The sequence below is a fragment of the Pantoea sp. R102 genome, assembly GCF_004916815.1.
Classification (GTDB): Bacteria; Pseudomonadota; Gammaproteobacteria; order Enterobacterales; family Enterobacteriaceae; genus Pantoea; species Pantoea dispersa.
Map to the genome: position 1 here is coordinate 1 of NZ_SDFT01000015.1, position 17,807 is coordinate 17,807.

General features: G+C 58.2%; 16 protein-coding genes and 3 tRNA genes. 13 read left to right on the forward strand and 6 right to left on the reverse strand.

Annotation, left to right across the window (positions count from 1 at the left end; genetic code table 11):
• Both fhuF and ERD80_RS02260 read right to left on the reverse strand, forming a co-directional pair.
• Nucleotides 1-513: siderophore-iron reductase FhuF (gene fhuF / locus ERD80_RS02255; RefSeq protein WP_136545642.1), on the reverse strand; the 513-nt coding region annotated here is incomplete at its 3' end.
• A gap of 147 nt (nucleotides 514-660) precedes the next feature.
• Nucleotides 661-1,755, reverse strand: coding sequence for a diguanylate cyclase (locus ERD80_RS02260; RefSeq protein WP_021506772.1), 1,095 nt, complete (start codon nucleotides 1,753-1,755; stop codon nucleotides 661-663).
• A 229-nt stretch (nucleotides 1,756-1,984) separates the two neighbouring features.
• Between ERD80_RS02260 and ERD80_RS02265 the strand changes: the two genes are divergently transcribed.
• Entirely contained in the window at nucleotides 1,985-2,269 is a 285-nt protein-coding gene (locus tag ERD80_RS02265) for a DUF1435 domain-containing protein (protein WP_058757170.1), read from the forward strand.
• Between the two features lie 89 nt (nucleotides 2,270-2,358).
• Here ERD80_RS02265 and ERD80_RS02270 read toward each other — a convergent pair.
• The 4 genes from ERD80_RS02270 to rsmC all read right to left on the reverse strand — a co-directional run bounded on the left by ERD80_RS02270 (nucleotide 2,359) and on the right by rsmC (nucleotide 3,854).
• Nucleotides 2,359-2,445 (reverse strand) — tRNA-Leu (locus ERD80_RS02270).
• 28 nt (nucleotides 2,446-2,473) lie between these two features.
• Nucleotides 2,474-2,560, reverse strand: a tRNA-Leu gene (locus ERD80_RS02275).
• Between the two features lie 31 nt (nucleotides 2,561-2,591).
• Nucleotides 2,592-2,678, reverse strand: a tRNA-Leu gene (locus ERD80_RS02280).
• A gap of 144 nt (nucleotides 2,679-2,822) precedes the next feature.
• Nucleotides 2,823-3,854, reverse strand: coding sequence for a 16S rRNA (guanine(1207)-N(2))-methyltransferase RsmC (gene rsmC / locus ERD80_RS02285; protein WP_136545643.1), 1,032 nt, complete (start codon nucleotides 3,852-3,854; stop codon nucleotides 2,823-2,825).
• Between the two features lie 106 nt (nucleotides 3,855-3,960).
• Between rsmC and ERD80_RS02290 the strand changes: the two genes are divergently transcribed.
• The 12 genes from ERD80_RS02290 (at nucleotide 3,961) to tssC (ending at nucleotide 17,571) form a co-directional block, all read left to right on the forward strand.
• A complete protein-coding gene (locus ERD80_RS02290) occupies nucleotides 3,961-4,371 on the forward strand; it encodes a DNA polymerase III subunit psi (RefSeq protein ID WP_031279565.1) in 411 nt (136 codons plus the stop codon).
• Nucleotides 4,343-4,783: a ribosomal protein S18-alanine N-acetyltransferase gene (gene rimI / locus ERD80_RS02295; RefSeq protein ID WP_021506776.1), complete on the forward strand. Its 441-nt coding sequence runs from the start codon at nucleotides 4,343-4,345 to the stop codon at nucleotides 4,781-4,783. The genes ERD80_RS02290 and rimI overlap by 29 nt, the downstream gene beginning before the upstream one ends.
• Nucleotides 4,784-4,803: 20 nt before the next feature.
• Nucleotides 4,804-5,484: a pyrimidine 5'-nucleotidase gene (yjjG, locus tag ERD80_RS02300; protein WP_021506777.1), complete on the forward strand. Its 681-nt coding sequence runs from the start codon at nucleotides 4,804-4,806 to the stop codon at nucleotides 5,482-5,484.
• 865 nt (nucleotides 5,485-6,349) lie between these two features.
• Nucleotides 6,350-6,946 carry an SH3 domain-containing protein gene (locus ERD80_RS02305; protein ID WP_088516709.1) on the forward strand — a complete coding sequence of 199 codons (597 nt, stop codon included), beginning with the start codon at nucleotides 6,350-6,352 and terminating at the stop codon, nucleotides 6,944-6,946.
• Between the two features lie 22 nt (nucleotides 6,947-6,968).
• The gene (tssJ, locus tag ERD80_RS02310; RefSeq protein ID WP_021506780.1) at nucleotides 6,969-7,466 is read left to right on the forward strand and encodes a type VI secretion system lipoprotein TssJ; all 498 of its coding nucleotides are present in this window, start codon (nucleotides 6,969-6,971) and stop codon (nucleotides 7,464-7,466) included.
• Between the two features lie 8 nt (nucleotides 7,467-7,474).
• Nucleotides 7,475-8,815 carry a type VI secretion system baseplate subunit TssK gene (tssK, locus tag ERD80_RS02315; RefSeq protein WP_058771443.1) on the forward strand — a complete coding sequence of 447 codons (1,341 nt, stop codon included), beginning with the start codon at nucleotides 7,475-7,477 and terminating at the stop codon, nucleotides 8,813-8,815.
• 19 nt (nucleotides 8,816-8,834) lie between these two features.
• Nucleotides 8,835-10,076: a DotU family type VI secretion system protein gene (locus ERD80_RS02320; RefSeq protein ID WP_136545644.1), complete on the forward strand. Its 1,242-nt coding sequence runs from the start codon at nucleotides 8,835-8,837 to the stop codon at nucleotides 10,074-10,076.
• A gap of 3 nt (nucleotides 10,077-10,079) precedes the next feature.
• A complete protein-coding gene (tssM, locus tag ERD80_RS02325) occupies nucleotides 10,080-13,709 on the forward strand; it encodes a type VI secretion system membrane subunit TssM (RefSeq protein ID WP_136545645.1) in 3,630 nt (1,209 codons plus the stop codon).
• A 14-nt stretch (nucleotides 13,710-13,723) separates the two neighbouring features.
• The gene (gene tagF / locus ERD80_RS02330; protein ID WP_021506784.1) at nucleotides 13,724-14,437 is read left to right on the forward strand and encodes a type VI secretion system-associated protein TagF; all 714 of its coding nucleotides are present in this window, start codon (nucleotides 13,724-13,726) and stop codon (nucleotides 14,435-14,437) included.
• A 17-nt stretch (nucleotides 14,438-14,454) separates the two neighbouring features.
• The gene (tssA, locus tag ERD80_RS02335) at nucleotides 14,455-15,465 is read left to right on the forward strand and encodes a type VI secretion system protein TssA (RefSeq protein ID WP_166718433.1); all 1,011 of its coding nucleotides are present in this window, start codon (nucleotides 14,455-14,457) and stop codon (nucleotides 15,463-15,465) included.
• A gap of 79 nt (nucleotides 15,466-15,544) precedes the next feature.
• The gene (gene tssB, locus ERD80_RS02340) at nucleotides 15,545-16,072 is read left to right on the forward strand and encodes a type VI secretion system contractile sheath small subunit (RefSeq protein WP_021506786.1); all 528 of its coding nucleotides are present in this window, start codon (nucleotides 15,545-15,547) and stop codon (nucleotides 16,070-16,072) included.
• A 2-nt stretch (nucleotides 16,073-16,074) separates the two neighbouring features.
• Nucleotides 16,075-17,571 carry a type VI secretion system contractile sheath large subunit gene (tssC, locus tag ERD80_RS02345; protein WP_021506787.1) on the forward strand — a complete coding sequence of 499 codons (1,497 nt, stop codon included), beginning with the start codon at nucleotides 16,075-16,077 and terminating at the stop codon, nucleotides 17,569-17,571.
• The last annotated feature ends 236 nt before the right edge of the window (nucleotides 17,572-17,807 follow it).

Below are 17,807 nucleotides of genomic sequence, written 5' to 3' on the forward strand. Positions count from 1 at the left end.
GCCGTTAACGGCGGGGATCAGGCCATGCTGAATCAGGCGTTCGATACGCTGCTGCGGATTGAGATAGCGCGCATCCTCATCCTCCTGCACATCAATCCAGAAGGCGCAGGGATGGCCGTTTTCGTGGAACTCAACGTGAATGCGCTGCGGTGAGCAGTCGAGCGCGCGCGGCTCCTGCAGCAGCGCCAGCATTAATGGCGGCAGCAGCAGGCCAAAATACCACTGGGCCCACAGCGACTGCAGCGGTTTGGCTTCCTGCGGAACATCGGGATGGTGGCGATAGAGATAGTCGCTATAGCGCTGCGTCAGGCGGCGATAATGAAACGGCGTGGACCATTCGGCCAGCGTCAGCGTGCCTGCGGGGGCCGGCTGGCCCAGCTTCACGTTTTCCCGCATGTAGCTGCGCTGGTCGCACATCAGATCTTCCAGCGCGCTGGCTAAGCTGCGGTCGCTCTGCATAAAGATCAGCGGATGCGCGCTAAAGCGATGATCCTGACGCGTGATGATGGCCATGCGGCTCCTGAGTGAAAACGGGAAGCGAAAAACAAATGATAATCGTTCCCGATTCACTGAGCAAGATGCCAGCAGCGCTCACTGCCTGGCCACCGCGCATTTTGCGTGAAATCCTGCGGAAAGGGCGCGGCGTTGTCGCCGCACCGCTTACACCAGATCGCTGCTTACCGGCGCCAGCTTCGGTAAATCCTCCCACGCCAGAATGGTGTTACGTCCCTGATTCTTCGCCACGTACAGCGCGCGGTCGGCGTTGGCCACCGCCTGGTCGAAGTCTTCTGCGAAAATCGGCGCGATGCCGGCGCTGATGGTCACGTGGGTCGAGACTTTATCATTGAAGCGGTGGGGAATTTCCAGATCAACCACGTACTGACGGATGCGTTCGGCCAGCTTCATGGCAATCGAGGCGTTAACATTGGTCATCAGCACCAGAAACTCTTCGCCGCCGTAGCGCGTCACCACATCGCGCGAGCGCACCGCATCGCGAATCGCAACCGACACCCGCGCCAGCGCCTGATCGCCCATGGCATGACCGTAGTTATCGTTGTAGGCCTTGAAGTGATCGATATCCAGCAGCAGCACAAAGTGGCTGCCGGCATGATTTTCCATGATAGTGTCCAGCCGGTTCTTCAGCCCGCGCCGGTTATACAGGCCGGTTAGCGGATCAAGCATGCTCAAATCGCTAAAACTTTGCTTCTCCTCATACAGCTGGCGCACCAGCCGCAGGGTGAAGGTGTCGAAGCGGCGGCGCATCAAGTGGTGCAGCGAGAAGCCGATCAGCGGCAGCGTAATGGTGAACAGAATGGTCATTAAATGCTGACCATCGTCCAGTAACAGTACGGTTAATACCGGTGGCGTAATATGTAAACAGAACGCAAGCAAATAATCACTCAGGGCAATCGCGCTGATAAAAAATACGCTCAGCAGACTGATTATTAAAAAGCTACCGTCAAAATAAAACACCAGATGGTAACGATGATTGATATGCCAGGCCCACAGCGCGCCTAATAGCAATGCGACAGGATTTAATAACGGGAATTTTAGATTCGGCGCGATTAAACATAGCGCCAGCAGCGTGGTGCTAAAGCCCGCCACCAGTGTTACCGGCAGCGAATTGATGGGATTATCCGTGCCGAAAAACGGCAGCAGACAAAAAAGCGAAACGGCGACATTCAAAAACAAAAATAGCATCAGCGACAGCCGATACTTGCTGTGTTTCAACTCATCATAAGATTGTAATTTCATTATTATTACTCGTGACAGCCCTGAAATATCAAAGCGCTACCCGCAGGAAATAATCCCACAACGCGGATAGTGAGCACGTTTTTGCTGTGTTATCAAAATAGTTATCGGCGGCAATCTATCATTTTCCAGTAATTCTGTCATCCGGCGCGGGCAGGGCAAAAAATTCGCTGCAAGATGAGAAATGTTGTCATATGATAATGGGAATATTTATCATTTGAAGGGTTGCGTGATGATCATGGCGATGATGGCTGCCTGCGGCTTGTGGGGCGTAAGCTGGGTGATGGGTAAACGTCTGGATAGCGGCTGGGGCGTATTGCTGCCCTGCGCGGCCATGCCGGTGTTTGCACTGTGGGAGCCGAGTTTCAGCCAGTGGCGCTTAGTGATGATCGTTGCGCTGCTGCTTACCGTGGTGATGTTGTTCCACCATCGTCTGCGTCATTATCTGCTGCTGCCTTCCTGCCTGGCGCTGGCTGGCGGTCTGGCGGCTATCTCAGTGAATTTTCACGTCATTTAACGGCGAGCAGAAACGACAATATCACGCAAAGGCGTGATAACAGCGGTAACAATCAATAGGGATGTACTGCAGAAGAAGTGTGACAACATTGGTGCGAAGAGAGGGACTTGAACCCTCACGTCCGTAAGAACACTAACACCTGAAGCTAGCGCGTCTACCAATTCCGCCACCTTCGCATCGTAGTTGTCTGTTTATATCACCGCATGGTGCGAAGAGAGGGACTTGAACCCTCACGTCCGTAAGAACACTAACACCTGAAGCTAGCGCGTCTACCAATTCCGCCACCTTCGCGCAGTGCACGCGATATAAACTCTGTGATTATTGGTGCGAAGAGAGGGACTTGAACCCTCACGTCCGTAAGGACACTAACACCTGAAGCTAGCGCGTCTACCAATTCCGCCACCTTCGCCTACCTGCAATACATTACAGTATTGCTAACCACGGAGGCGCATTTTAGAGATTTTACTCATTGCGTCAACACATATTTTGCGACGGTGAAACGACTGCTGCAAAAAGCAACGTTTTCCCCGTCGCATCGCGGATTTTACTACGCTTAGCGCGCTTTCGCGCCGCGGCCATATACGGCGCGATACACTTTGAAGCGGCCGGTCTGCGCCAGCACTTCATGGTTACCGAAGGTTTCATCCAGCACCTGCGGATAAGGCAGGAAGGCGTTGGCCACGATGCGCAGCTCGCCACCGCTGTTAAGATGTTTCACCGCACCGCGAATCAGCGTGTGGGCGGCATCAAGGCTGGTTTGCAGACCGTCATGGAACGGCGGGTTAGAGATGATCAGATCAAAACGGCCGCTGACGTCTGAGAACACGTTACTGGCAAACACTTCGCCTTCCAGGCCGTTAGCGGCCAGCGTGGCTTTACTCGCCTCGATGGCGGCGGCGTGCACATCGCACAGCCACAGCCGGACTTTCGGCGAATGCTGCGCCAGCGCGGCGGCTAATACGCCACTGCCACAGCCGATATCCAGCACTTTGCCTTTGGTATGCGGCGTAAGAGTGGAAAGCAGCAGATCGCTGCCGATATCCAGCCCGTCGCGGCTGAACACGCCCGGCAGGGTATGAATGATGAGATCGTCCAGCTGATAGCGATTGCCGAACGCGCTGGCGTCAAAGCTGGCCTGCTGCGTCAGCTGGCCGTGATACAGCCCGCAGCGGCGCGCGCTGTCGATCTTCTCCAGCGTGGCCCAGCTCTCCAGCATGCCTTCGGCGCTGCGCACGCCGCTGCGGTTTTCACCGACGACAAAAATATCGCAGCCCAGCGGCAGCAGCGACAGCAGGTTTTGCAGCTGGAATTGCGCTTCCGGTTTGTTCTTCGGCCAGAAATAGACCAGCGTGTCGCAACCGGCTACGTCGGCCGCACTGGCCACCAGCCCGTACACTGCCCGTTCACCGAGGCGACGGCTGAGGTTCTGCCAGTGATGGTACTGCTGAGTGTGCACGCGGCTCGACGCGGTCTCCAGCTGGGCGGGCAGGTCATCCTGCAGGTCGCCGGCGAACAGTACGTGGCGGGCGGTAAATTCATCACTGTGGCGCAGAATCACTTCGCTGGCCGGGGTAAAAGCAGACATGGAACGCTCCTGTTAAATCAGAGCGGCGATTATAGTGCTTTGTTGGCGCATGTTCGATGGGTTTGCTAGCATAGCGTCGCATTCTGGCAGGATTACAGGTAACAGCATGAGCACAAGGCGCGACTGGCTTCTACAGCAAATGGGGATTACGCAGTATCAGCTGCGACGTCCGCGCGTGCTGCAAGGTGAAATTGCCGTCACGCTAACGCCGGACACGCGGCTGGTGCTGGTCGCTGAGCAGGCGCCGGATCTGCAGGAGCCGCTGGTGCGTGACGTACTGCGGACGCTGAGCATTCAGCCGGGGCAGGTAATGACGCTGACGCCAGAACAGCTGCCGATGCTGCCGGAGCAGGTCGACTGTGCTGGCTGGCTGCTGGGTGTGACCAGCGATCATCCTTTTAACGGCATCACGTTCACCAGCGCCGTTTTCAATGAATTAATCAGCAGCGGCGCGGCCAAACGCGCGCTGTGGCAACAGATGTGTAACCATGACAGCCATCTCTTTCATCACCCCTGATTTACAGCCGCGGCTGCTGGAAATCGAGCGCCGCGCGCATGCGTTTCCGTGGAGCGAGCAGACCTTTGCCAGTAATCAGGGCGAACGTTACGTCAATCTTTGCCTGCACGCGGACGGCCAGCTGGCCGGCTTCGCCATTACCCAGGTGGTGCTGGATGAAGCGTCGCTGTTCAACATCGCGGTCGATCCCGCGTTCCAGCGCCGCGGCTATGCGCGTCAGCTGCTACAGCAGCTGATTACCGAACTGGAGCAGCGTGCGGTGATGACGCTGTGGCTGGAGGTACGCGCCTCCAATCAGCCCGCCATTGCGCTGTATCAGCAGCTGGATTTTCATCAGGTCAGCGTGCGGCCAAACTACTATCCCACCGCCAGCGGGCGCGAGGATGCCATCATCATGGCGCTCACGCTCTGACGTTATTCAAAAGGGGCACTATGTTAAACGACTGGGACTGCATCCTGTTCGATGCGGATGACACACTTTTCCACTTTGACGCCTTCGCCGGCCTGCAGCGCATGTTTGCCAGCTACGACGTGCACTTCAGCGATCAGGATTACGCTGATTATCAGGCCGTCAACAAACCGCTGTGGGTCGATTACCAGAACGGCACCATTTCAGCGTTACAGCTCCAGACGCGCCGCTTCACGCTGTGGGGCGAAAAACTGCGCGTGGCGCCGGAAGTGCTTAACAGCGACTTTCTTAATGCGATGGCCGAGATCTGCCTGCCGCTTGATGGCGCAGCCCGCCTGCTGGATACGCTCAAGGGCAAGGTAAAAATCGCCATCATCACCAACGGTTTTACGGCGCTGCAGCAGGCGCGCCTTGAACGCACCGGTTTCCGTGACTACTTTGACGCGCTGGTGATCTCCGAACAGGTGGGCGTACCCAAGCCGGACGCGGCGATTTTTGACCATACGCTGCAGCTGCTGGGCAATCCCGATCGCCGCCGGGTATTAATGGTCGGCGACACGCCGGAATCGGATATTCTCGGTGGTATGAATGCCGGCGTGAAAACCTGCTGGATCGATCACGGCACGCGTCCGCTGCCGGCGCACATCACGCCCACCTGGCAGGTGAAAACCTTGCCTGAGCTGCAATCTATTCTGACTGCTTAACAATCCCGATACCTGCTATTTTAGCGAATTAAACCAGCCTGGTCCGCCTGGCTGGTTTTTTTCACTGCCAGTTTGTCTTTATCACCCCTTTTTCACCGCCTGCCTGGGTTTTATCGCGCGCAGACAAAATGCGTGCCGCTCAGCGCCATTTTTTTTATGACAATTTTTAATGATCGCGCGAGCAAAATTTCATCTTTCATTTACAATCTTTCACAGTTTTAATGGATTGCTAAGAATAGTCTTAGGTTTACGGGCAAAAGTGACGCAAATTTGCATTAAAAATATTTGTTAACCTTTACTGAACTAATTTCCTCTGCTAGCGGCGCGTTGAAATTTTGTCAGGCTTCTGTAAACTTCCGTCAGACATTAACAAATGGATTGTGATTGCATGCTCACGGGCAGGTTTTACCTGGCTCGTGCGGTAGCTATGATGTTTCCAGTCTTTTATATGTTGTTGATATATCTCAATAAATAGCAATGCTGTCAGCGAATGCCGTAAGTTGTTGCTGTTATCCTCTTAATCGTTACCGATTAACCAGATTCATTGAACGTGATAGTTTTTAACCCAGGGATGGCATAAGAGAAACCGAGGTTTGGCTGTGGCCGACCCCTTCGCTTAGCAAAAATTGATCATGTTGCTGATCGTTTGTGAAACGATCAGAATTCTTCCGACATCATCCCTGTCACTAATGTTGCATTTTTAATACTTAATTCAGACTGATCAATTTTTGCCTCGCTGGCGCGATGCGTTAGCCACACTCATTAAAGGGTCAACTTTTTAACTGGTACTGAATCGACGCCGGCTCCAGCCGTGCGCACGGTTCATTTTGCTCTTAACCGGCCTCTGGCCACTTTTTAGGCGTTAATGGAACTAAACATGAAGAAAATGGTGAATCTCCGTATGGCGTTGGGCCTGATGTTTGTTTTCGCAGTGGCTGGCTGTAAAGCACCGCCAAAGATGACAGACGACACGATTGTCAGCAGCACCGTTGACGGCGTCACGCTGTCGCACCGTTATGCCGTCCAGCCGCCGGCACAGTTCAGCCCGGTGAACGAGGCTTATCGCGCGCTCTATCCGGCTTCGATCATGACCCGCCCCAGCTTCGGCGGCAAAGTGGTGGATACGCTGAAAAGCGGTGAAACCTACACCGTGATTGGCCAGGTTGAAAACAACTGGCTGGCACTTGGCGAGTCGGCGCAGGCGGCAGACGAAGCGCAGCCTGAGACTGCAACGGCCGATGACAAAAAAGCGCAGCAGCCGGCGGCTCAGCCGGCGGTGCAGCTGATCGGTTATGTCCCGTTCCGCGCGGTGGTGAAAAGCGCGCTGTATGAGCAGACCATCAAAGCGGACCAGCCGAAGCGTCGCGCCCGCGCCAGCAGCAAGAAAAAGACCTGCGTCGCGGTGGATGGCGACAGCAAAGCGTGCCAGAACAGCAACAGCGGCACCTGGATCATCAACTAACACGGTAAGCAGGGAGGGCTGAATGATGACGATGATTTCTCTCCGCCGCGCCGGATTACTGCTGCTGGCTTGCCTGCTGGCCGCCTGCAGCAGCAACAGTCCGGCGCCGGTTGCACGCTACAATCTCGACTTTCAGGCGCATCCGCAGATCAACGCGGGTGCGCCGCTCAAAGTCCGGGTGATGTTGCTGACCTCCGATGCGGAATTCATGTCCGCTGATTTCTACTCCCTGCAGAACCAGCCCGCCACCGCGTTGGGCAGCACGCTGCTCAACAATCAGCAGTTCTTCCTGATGTCAGGTCAGCTGAGTAAAACCCTCAGCGCGAAAAGCCTGCCGGAAGCGCGCTTCATCGGCATCATGGCCGAGTATCAGGCGCTGGACGGTAAAGTCTGGCGCCTCGCGCTACCCTTCCCGGATGGCGACGACAGCGCATTCTGGCAGTTCTGGAAAAATAACGATGGTGAGTTGAATGCCCGCGTCGTGGCGGATATCAACGGTCTGCGCGTGGTTAAGCAGTAAGGATGCCTATGAACCGAGCCGAAAAGGTTGTCTGGACCGAGGGGATGTTTCTGCGCCCTCACCATTTCCAGCAGTCGGAAAATTTTCTACACAGCACCCTGCGCGAGTGGGGGCAATCGCAGCGCGCCTACACCTGGGGTTTTTTTGATCTCGAATTTGATGAAGCGCTGCTGCGCCAGGGAAAACTGGCGCTGAGTGCCGCCAGCGGATGTCTGCCTGACGGCACCTTCTTCTCTTTCAGCCAGCCACAGCACGGTCCGGCCCCGCTGGATCTGCCGGCGAATGTCGATCGCAGCAAAGTGGTACTGGCGATCCCGGCCCGGCGCAACGGGCGCGAAGCGGTGGCGTTTCAGGAGACGCAGGATTCACTGGCGCGCTATCTGGCGTGGGAAGCCGAAGTCGAAGATGACAACGCTCAGGCGGTCGGCGCTGCCACCGTTCAGTTCGGCAAACTGCGCCTGCGCCTGATGCTGGAACAGGATCTCACCGCGGAATGGACGGCGATGGGCGTGGCGCAGGTGATTGAAAAACGCAGCGATAACCACGTGCGCCTCGACACCGATTACATTCCGCCGATGCTGACGCTCAACGCCAGCCGGCCGCTGCAGAGCATGCTCAATGACCTGCACGGCCTGATTCAGCAGCGCAGCCAGCAGCTGAGCCAGCGCACGCCGGGTACCGGCCGTTTTAACAGTGCCGACATGGTCGATTTTATGCTGCTGACCTTACTCAACCGTCAGCTTGGCCTGCACGCGCACTTACAGCATCTGCCGCTGCTGCACCCGGAAACGCTCTACAGTCACTGGCTGCAGCTGGCCGCTGAATTGAGCAGCTGGATGCCGGCGCGCACCCCGGACGCGCTGCCGCTGTATGACCATGACGATCTGTACAGCTGCTTTACCCGCTTAACGCTGCTGCTACGCCAGGGACTGTCGCAGGTGATGGAAGAGAGCGCCATCCAGCTGCCGCTGACGCAGCGCTCGCACGGCCTCAACGTGGCCACGGTGCCGGAAAGCAGCATGGTGCGCGAGTTCGGCTTTGTGCTGGCGGTCAAAGCCAGCGTGCCAGCCGAGGCGCTGAAAACCCACTTCCCGGCGCAGATGAAAGTCGCGCCCGTTACCAAAATCCGCGATCTGGTACAGCTGCAGCTGCCGGGACTGGCGCTGAAAGCCATGCCGGGCGCGCCGCCGCAAATCCCGTGGCATGCCGGCTACAGCTATTTCGAGCTCGATAAGAACAGCGAGCTGTGGCAGGAGATGGAGCGCTCAGGTGCCTTTGCGCTGCATCTGGCCGGTGAGTTTCCGGGCCTGAACATGGAGTTCTGGGCCATTCGTAGTCAGTCAGAATAATCAAAACTGAGCACGCCGCATGATGCAGGAACAACAGAAACCGAACAGTGACGTCACACAGCAGGATGTCAGCCATCAGAATGTGCTGGTCGCCGCGGCGAATCCGCTGATTAACGCGATCCCGCAGATTCGCCACTCCGTCTCGCACGACGATCCGGCGCGACTGCGCCAGCAGCTGATCGATCAGATCCGTCGCTTTGAGCTCAGCTGCCAGCAGTCGGGGCTGAGTTATGAAGTGATCGTCGGCGCGCGCTACTGCCTGTGCACCGCGCTGGATGAAGCGGCGGCGCTGACGCCGTGGGGCAGCCGCGGCGTGTGGACCAGCAATGGCCTGCTGGTGACGTTTCACAATGAAACCTGGGGCGGTGAGAAGTTCTTTCAGCTGCTGGCCAAGCTGTCGCAAAATCCGCGTCAGCACATCCTGCTGCTGGAGCTGATCTATTTCTGCCTGCTGCTCGGCTTTGAAGGGCGCTACCGCGTGCTGGATAACGGGCGTTCGCAGCTGGAAACCATCAAACAGCGTCTGCTGCAGATGATCAAAAGCGTGCGCGGCAGTTACCCGGCGGCGCTGTCACCGCATCCCACCGATCAGCCGGTGCTGCGCAAGCTGTGGCGGCCGATGATTCCACTGTGGGCCTGTGCGGCGGTGGCCGGCTTTGCTGCCTGCCTGTTCTACATCGTCCTGAACTGGCGTCTCGGCGACTACACCTCGCCGGTGCTGGCCAGCATCTATCAGACCGCGCTGCCGGAAGTCCAAATCAGCAATCCGGCACCGCCGCCGCCCGCCACGCTGAACCTGAAAGCGTTCCTCAAGCCGGAAATTGATGCCGGCCTGGTGGCGGTGCGCGATGAAGCCGACCAGAGCGTGGTCACCCTGAAGGGCGATGGCCTGTTCGCCTCGGCATCCACCGAAGTGCGTGGCCGCTACGATGCGGTGATTCAGCGCATTGCCGCCGCGATGAATAACGTCAGCGGGAAGATTCTGGTGATTGGCTACAGCGACAACGTGCCGATTCGCAGTGCCCGCTTCGCCTCCAACTATGAACTCTCGCTGGCGCGCGCGCAGTCGGTGCAAACCCTGCTGCAGCAGCAGCTGGCACAACCGTCGCGGGTTAAAGCCGAAGGGCGTGGCGAAAGCCATCCGCTGGTGCCGAACACCAGCGCGGAGAATCGCGCCCGCAACCGTCGCGTAGAAATTACTCTGCTGGTCGCGCCGGATGCGACGCAAGCGGAACTCAACGGCCTGGCGAGAGGGAACTAATCCATGCTGAATATGCTTTTTGCGGTGCTGACCAGCCGCCTCGCCTGGGGTTTTGTCGGCATTACCGCGCTCTCCTTTATCATCTGGGTGATTGGCCCGGTGTTTTCCATTGTCGACTCGCGGCCGCTGGAGCCAGAGCAGAACCGCATCATCAGCATTGCGCTGCTCTATCTGGTGTGGGGGCTGAGCCAGGCGATTCCGCGCCTGTATAACTTCTGGCTCAACCGCAAACTGATGTCGAGCCTCGAAACCAGCAAAAGCGATGCGCCGGAGCAGGACCGCAAACGCCTGACCAATGAAGAACAGGTGCTGGCGAGCCGTTTCTCCGAAGCCACCGACATGCTGAAAAAAGCGCACTTCCAGCGCGCCAGCAGCAAGGGCGCGCCTTTCTGGGCGCAGCGCTTCAGCCATCAATACCTCTACCAGCTGCCGTGGTACATGATCATTGGCGCTCCGGGTGCCGGTAAAACCACCGCGCTGGTCAACTCCGGGCTGCAGTTCCCGCTGGCGGACAAGTTCGGCAAAGCGGCGCTGCGCGGCATTGGCGGCACGCGCAACTGCGACTGGTGGTTCACCAACGAAGCGGTGCTGCTGGATACCGCCGGTCGCTATACCACCCAGGAGAGCCAGCAGGAGCGCGACGCCAGCGAGTGGCATCATTTTCTCGACCTGCTGCGCAAATATCGCGGCCGTCAGCCCGTCAATGGCGTGATTGTCACGCTCAGCGTGTCCGATTTACTGACGCAATCGCCGGAAGCGCAGCGCAATCAGGCAATCGCACTGCGTCAGCGGCTGATGGAGCTGCACGATCGCCTTGGCATTCGCTTCCCGGTTTATGTGCTGGTCACCAAAACCGACCTGCTCAAAGGCTTCCGCAGCTACTTCGCTTCGCTGGATAAAACCCAGCGCGAGCAAATCTGGGGCTTTACCTTCCCATGGGCGCAGGCGTCGACCGCAGAGTTTGAGCTCAACAGTCAGTTTCAGCAGGAGTATTCACTGCTGCAGCAGCGTCTGGATGCCGGCCTGGCCGATACGCTGTTAGCGGAAAGCGATGCGCAGGCGCGGGCGGAGAGCTATCTGTTTCCGCAGGAGTTCGCCGCGCTGCGGCCGCTGCTGGCGGAGGCGCTGGATACGCTGTTTGCCCGTTCGGATTTCGAAACCCAGTTCGCGCCGCGCGGCATCTATTTCGCCAGCGGTACTCAGGAAGGACTACCGTTTGACCGCGTAATGGGCGAGCTGAGCCGCGCCCTGCATCTGCCGGGACAGCGCAGCGGCGAGTCCGGCAGCTGGGACCAGGTCGACAAAGAGTCACCGATCCCGCCGAACAAAGGCCAGAGCTTCTTCCTGAAAGGCGTGCTGGAAAATGTCATCTTCCAGGAGTCGGGCCTGGCGGGCAGTAACCGCTGGTGGGAGCTGCGCAATCGCGCCGGATTGTGGTCCGGCTATCTGGCGCTGCTGGTGCTGGTACTGATTGCCGGAGCACTATGGCTCACCAGCTACAGTAAAAACAAAGCCTATTTGCAGGAGATGGCGGGTAAAACGCCGCAGGTGGAGCAACTGGGACAACAGCTGGAACGCCAGGGCAATGGCGATCTGTTTGCGCTGGTGCCGTATCTCAACACGCTGCTGCAGCTGCCGAAAAGCGCCGACTTCTCGCTGGAAGATCCCCCGCTGACGCGCCGTATGGGGCTGTATCGCGGTACCGAAGTCAGCGACGCCACGCGCACCCTGTATGACAAAGCGCTGAAACAGCTGCTGCTGCCGCAGGTGGCGCAAAACATCACCCGCTGGCTGCGCAACGACAACGGCAGCGATGCGGATTACAGCTACGAAGCGCTGAAAGCTTACCAGATGCTGTATCAGCCAAAACATTATGACGGCAAATTCCTGCATGCCTGGCTGATGCTGAATATTAGCCGCGAACTGCCGCAAAACGTGACGCAGCAGGAAGTGAAACAGCTGGCGTGGCATCTGCAGCAGCTGCTGGAGACACAGATTCAGTCCTCGCCGTACGCGAAGGATGATGCGCTGGTAAAGCGCGAGCAGGCGCTGATTAACCAAATGCCGCTGTCGCAGCGCGTCTACGGACGTCTGAAGCGCCTGCTGCAGCGTGACGGCAGCCTGCAACCGGTCACCCTCGCGGCGCTGGGCGGGCCGCAGAGTGAGCTGGTGTTTTCACGCAAAAGCGGCAAATCAGTCAATGATGGCGTGGCCGGCCTGTTCACGCCAGACGGTTACTGGCAGCACGTTGATAAACAAATCGCACCGGTCACGCAGGCTCTGTTTCAGGATGATGTCTGGGTGCTGGGCGGCGTTGCGTCGCCGGAGAACAGTCAGCAGACCGACCTCGCGGTGCGCCAGCTCTACGTGCAGGATTACATCCGCCAGTGGGAGCAGTTCCTCAGCGATATCCAGCTCAACAGCAGCGCGGATTTGTCGCAGCGCATCAACACCGCACGTCTGCTGTCGGGCAACCACTCGCCGCTGCGCCAGCTGGTGGTTAACCTCAGTAAGCTGCTGACGCTGAACCGCGCACAGCCGGATGAGCAAAGTACCCAGGCACAGCCGGCGACGGGCAACAGCGCCACGCGCACTTTAGAAGCGCTGTTCAGTTCCTCCAAAGCCAGCGCGGCGCCGGGCCAGGGCGCAGCCCAGCAGGCACCGGAGCAGGCGGTGGCGGTGCACTTCGCGCCTGTGCTGGAGCTGGCACAGCCGCTGCAGCAGGGCAGTAAAGTGCTGGCGGTGGATGATTTTCTCCATCAGATCGACGATCTCTACCGCTACCTGACGGCGGTACAGGACGCCGCCAACAGCGGCATGCCGCCGCCGTCCGGCGATGCCATCAGTCGTCTGCAGGCCAGCGCCGGTCGCTTACCGGGTTCGCTGCAGAATATGGTTTCCAGCATGGCCGTGGGCGCCAGCAGCGATGCACAGCGCCGCGATATGGATAACGTGCGCAAGCGCATCACCATGGAAGTGGGCAGCTTCTGCCGCCAGGCGATTGCCGGCCGTTATCCGCTGGTGCGCAATGCGCGCAGCGAAGTGACGCCGGACGATCTCGCGCGCATGTTCGCGCCGGGCAGCGGGCTGATGGACAGCTTCTTCCGCGACAATCTGGCCAGCAAAGTGGATACCACCAACGCGGCGTGGCGTTTCACGCCAGGCATCGACGGCAAAACGCTGCCGGGCGGTGAGGCGCTGCTGCGTCCGTTCCAGCAGGCGCAGTCGATTCGTGATGCCTTCTTTGCTAACGGGGCGACCACGCCGTCGTTCCGCGTCACGCTGCGTACGGTGAAAATGGATAACGACATTCTCAACCTGACGCTCGACGTCGATGGCCAGATTCTGCGTTACAGCCACGGCCCGCAGGCGGTGCAGATGGTGAGCTGGCCCGGACCGGGCGGCACCAGCCAGGTGCGGATGCAGCTTGGTCTGACCAACGGCACCACCTCAACGCTGGTGACCAGCGGTCCGTGGGCGCTGAACCGCTTCTTCGATCGCGCTCGTTTAACCGCGGTCGGTGGCCTGACCCGCGAGGCCAGTTTTAACGTCGATGGCCATCAGGTCACGTTGTCGTTCACCCCTGGCAGTATTCGTAACCCGTTCCAGCTTCCCGGCTTTAGCTGCCCCTGAAACAGGACCTGATAATGACTCATTACGCAGCACCCGGCTGGTACGGCAAATTGCCCAGCTCGGGTGACTTTGTGAAGCGACGCTTCCCCGATGTGCTGTACCGGCAGTGGTCGAACTGGTTTCAGGTCGGACTGCATCACTGGCAAACCAGTGAAGAGAGTAAAAACGCCCCGTCGCGCGCCTTTCTCAAAGCGCCGGTGTGGAATTTTGTCGTGCCGCCGATGCTCGGCAGTCAACTGATCCAGATGGGCTGCCTGATTGCCGCCCGCGACAGCGTCGGCCGCAACTATCCGCTGTGCGCGCTGCGCCATTTTACTCCTGCCGAGTGGTCACCGGCGCTGCTGGCCCGCTCGGGCGAGTGGTATCAGCAGGTCGGCAATATGCTGCTGCGCGTGGTGCAAAACGGCGGTACGCCAGAGCAGCTCGACCAGGCGCTGCTGAGTATTCCGCAGCCCCAGCAGCCGCAAACTGACGGCGAACAATCGGACATTTTACAGGTGATTGGCGACGGCGAGCCGTCAACGCTCAACTGGAAACTGCCGGGTGACAGCTTCGACCCGCAGTTTTACACCAGCTTCTGGTGGACAAACCAGAGCGACGGTTTCCCGCTTTACACCCAGGTGCACAGCGGCAACTTCACCGCACAGCTGTTCTCACTGCTGTTCGACCCGGCCGGCGGGGCAAAACCCGGACGAAACGGACTTTATCCTCCGATGTTTGAATCCTGAGGCCAACCGCTATGACGATGAATATTGACGCGCTGCTGGCGCCGGTCAGCAGTGATAACCCCTGCGGCGACAACCTGGAGTATCACGCGGATTACCAGGCGATGGAGCAGGCCAGTACCGGTAAAGCCGAACAGCAGTTTGGCGAGACCATTATCCCGGCTGAATCAGCGGACTGGAATAAAGTCGAAAAGCTGGCGATTGACTTGCTCAGCCGCAGCAAAGACCTGCGAGTGATGTTAGCGCTTACTCACGCCTGGACCGAGCTGAAAGGGCTGCCTGGCTATGCGCAGGGGCTGAAGCTGATTGAGCAGGCGCTGCTGCTGTACTGGGAGCCGCTGTGGCCGCGACTGGAAGAGTACGGCGAACAGGATCCGTTCTACCGCATCAATGCGGTGGCGCTACTGGGCGATAAATCAGCGCTGAGCAGCGCGGTACGCCAGAGCTGGCTGCTGCGCTACGCCTCGGATGGCATCACGCTGCGCGATGCCGCAGCGCTGTGCGACGGCAGCAAGACCGAAGTCGCGGACTATCCTGGCGGTCTGCCGCGCCTGACCGATGAGCTGGCGCGCGGCGAGCAGCCCGGTATTGAAGCGGTGCTACAGATAAGTGAGCGTTTGCAAACTATTACCGAAACTCTGACAGAACAGCTGGGGGAAGCGGCGGTGCCGGAGCTGTCGCAGCTGCGCAGGCAGATCGCCATGATCGCCGAACGCTGTCAGGCCACTGACCTCAGCGCGCTGCAGCCGGCCGCGGTAACAGAGCCGCCGCCGGAACCGAGCGTCGCCGCGCCCGCCGCAGCGGTTCGCACGGCTGACTGGCGCAGCGTGCAAATCAGTTCGCGCGCCGATGCGCAGCTGATGCTGGAGAAGGTGAAGCACTACTTTGCTCAGCACGAACCCAGCCATCCGGCACCGCTGATGATCGACCGCGTACAGCGGCTGATTGAACTCGATTTTATGGACATCATCCGCGATCTGGCGCCAGACGGCGTGCATCAGCTGGAAAATATCTTTGGACGCCGCGACTAAGCGAGCGTAACAACTCAACGCAGCGAGACCTGCGCGCCTCCTGCGAAACTTTACCCGCGCACCCTTAATGGAGAAAACCATGGCACCAACGAAATCCAGTGGGCAGAAGTTCATTGCCCGCAATCGCGCGCCTCGCGTTCAGATTGAATATGACGTGGAAATTTATGGCGCGGAACGCAAAATTCAGCTGCCGTTTGTGATGGGCGTCATGGCGGACCTGGTCGGTAAACCACTCGAGCCGCAGGCGAGCCTTGATGAGCGTAAATTCCTGGAAATTGATATCGATAACTTCGATGAGCGCATGAAAGCGCTGAAGCCGCGTGCGGCGTTTCAGGTGGATAACACGCTCAACGGCGAAGGCAAACTTAACGTCGAACTGACCTTTGAGAGCATGGACGATTTCTCACCGGATGCGATTGCCCGCAAAGTTGAACCGCTGAGCAACCTGCTGGAAGCGCGTACCCAGCTTTCGAATCTGCTGACCTACATGGACGGCAAAAACGGTGCGGAAGAGCTGATCGGTAAGATTCTGCAGGATCCAACGCTGTTGAAAGCGCTGACCCATCTGCCGAAGCAGGATGAAAGCGCTGAAGGTAAGGAGGAGTAATCATGACCCAGTCTTCGCATCAGCAGCAACAGGGCGCTTCGCACTACAGCGAGAATGAACTCAGCGCCCTGCTGAACAAAGAATTTCGTCCAACCAGCGATCAGGCGCGTGCAGCCGTCGAAAGTGCTGTGAAGACGCTGGCGCAGCAGGCGCTGGAAAACACCGTCACCATCTCGAATGATACCTATCGCACCATTCAGGCGCTGATCGCTGAGATTGACGACAAGCTGTCACAGCAGATCAACCAGATTATTCATCATGAAGAGTTTCAGCAGCTGGAGAGCGCGTGGCGCGGTCTGAGCTACCTGGTAAACAACACCGAAACCGACGAGATGCTGAAAATCCGTTTCATGAGCATCTCCAAGCAGGAGCTGGGACGCAGCCTGAAGCGTTTTAAAGGCGCTGGCTGGGATCAGAGTCCGCTGTTTAAGAAGATTTATGAGCAGGAGTACGGTCAGTTCGGTGGCGAACCGTTTGGCTGCCTGGTGGGCGATTACTATTTCGATCACAGCCCGCAGGATGTGGAGCTGCTGGGCGAAATGGCGCGTATCAGCGCGGCGGCACACTGCCCGTTCATCACCGGTACAGCGCCAACCGTCATGCAGATGGAATCATGGCAGGAGCTGGCGAACCCGCGCGATCTGACCAAAATCTTCCAGAACACCGAATATGCCGCCTGGCGCAGCCTGCGTGAATCGGAAGATGCCCGCTATCTCGGCCTGGTCATGCCGCGCTTCCTGGCGCGCCTGCCGTATGGCATTCGCACCAATCCGGTGGATAGCTTTGATTTTGAAGAGCAGACCGATGGCTCAAATCACAACGGCTACACCTGGAGCAACGCCGCCTACGCCATGGCAGCCAACATCAACCGTTCGTTCAAAGAGTACGGCTGGTGCACTGCGATCCGGGGCGTCGAGTCTGGCGGTGCGGTTGAAAACCTGCCGTGCCACACCTTCCCGAGTGATGACGGCGGCGTAGACATGAAATGCCCGACGGAGATTGCCATCAGCGATCGTCGTGAAGCCGAGCTGGCGAAAAACGGCTTTATGCCGCTGGTGCACCGCAAAAACTCCGACTTTGCTGCCTTTATTGGTGCGCAGTCACTGCAAAAGCCTGCGGAATACCATGATGCCGATGCGACCGCCAACGCACGTCTGGCTGCACGCCTGCCGTATCTGTTTGCCTGCTGCCGCTTCGCGCACTACCTCAAGTGCATCGTGCGCGACAAGATCGGTTCATTCCGCGAGCGTGATGAAATGGAGCGCTGGCTGAACGATTGGGTGATGAGCTACGTCGACGGCGACCCGGCGAACTCGTCACAGGAAACCAAATCGCGTAAGCCGCTGGCTGCCGCCGAGGTGAGCGTGGAAGAGCAGGAAGATAACCCGGGCTACTACGCCGCGAAATTCTTCCTGCGTCCGCACTACCAGCTGGAAGGCCTGACGGTGTCACTGCGTCTGGTATCGAAACTGCCTTCACTCAAATCGAATGAGAATTGATTAACTGCATCAGGCCGTCATGTATGGCGGTCTGAATGCTCACAAAGCTTTGCAGTTAACGTGCAGACGCAAAACGCTTATTTGCGAGCCGGCTCCACGTTTCGATATTAATATCGAAGAAGTAAAGGATTCACTATTTTTTATTGCTCCATCCAGTGGGACAATAAAAACACTCTCTGAATAAACCATGTAGCGATATTCAGAAAACGAGGCAGAGGTAAAATATGGACTGTTTT

Excerpts from the sequence above, each read along its gene's own strand:
- ERD80_RS02260 (WP_021506772.1), bottom strand. The coding sequence starts at position 1,755 with ATGAAATTACAATCTTATGATGAGTTGAAACACAGCAAGTATCGGCTG.
- ERD80_RS02265 (WP_058757170.1), top strand. The coding sequence starts at position 1,985 with ATGATCATGGCGATGATGGCTGCCTGCGGCTTGTGGGGCGTAAGCTGG.
- rsmC (WP_136545643.1), bottom strand. The coding sequence starts at position 3,854 with ATGTCTGCTTTTACCCCGGCCAGCGAAGTGATTCTGCGCCACAGTGAT.
- ERD80_RS02290 (WP_031279565.1), top strand. The coding sequence starts at position 3,961 with ATGAGCACAAGGCGCGACTGGCTTCTACAGCAAATGGGGATTACGCAG.
- rimI (WP_021506776.1), top strand. The coding sequence starts at position 4,343 with ATGACAGCCATCTCTTTCATCACCCCTGATTTACAGCCGCGGCTGCTG.
- yjjG (WP_021506777.1), top strand. The coding sequence starts at position 4,804 with ATGTTAAACGACTGGGACTGCATCCTGTTCGATGCGGATGACACACTT.
- ERD80_RS02305 (WP_088516709.1), top strand. The coding sequence starts at position 6,350 with ATGGAACTAAACATGAAGAAAATGGTGAATCTCCGTATGGCGTTGGGC.
- tssJ (WP_021506780.1), top strand. The coding sequence starts at position 6,969 with ATGATGACGATGATTTCTCTCCGCCGCGCCGGATTACTGCTGCTGGCT.
- tssK (WP_058771443.1), top strand. The coding sequence starts at position 7,475 with ATGAACCGAGCCGAAAAGGTTGTCTGGACCGAGGGGATGTTTCTGCGC.
- ERD80_RS02320 (WP_136545644.1), top strand. The coding sequence starts at position 8,835 with ATGATGCAGGAACAACAGAAACCGAACAGTGACGTCACACAGCAGGAT.
- tssM (WP_136545645.1), top strand. The coding sequence starts at position 10,080 with ATGCTGAATATGCTTTTTGCGGTGCTGACCAGCCGCCTCGCCTGGGGT.
- tagF (WP_021506784.1), top strand. The coding sequence starts at position 13,724 with ATGACTCATTACGCAGCACCCGGCTGGTACGGCAAATTGCCCAGCTCG.
- tssA (WP_166718433.1), top strand. The coding sequence starts at position 14,455 with ATGAATATTGACGCGCTGCTGGCGCCGGTCAGCAGTGATAACCCCTGC.
- tssB (WP_021506786.1), top strand. The coding sequence starts at position 15,545 with ATGGCACCAACGAAATCCAGTGGGCAGAAGTTCATTGCCCGCAATCGC.
- tssC (WP_021506787.1), top strand. The coding sequence starts at position 16,075 with ATGACCCAGTCTTCGCATCAGCAGCAACAGGGCGCTTCGCACTACAGC.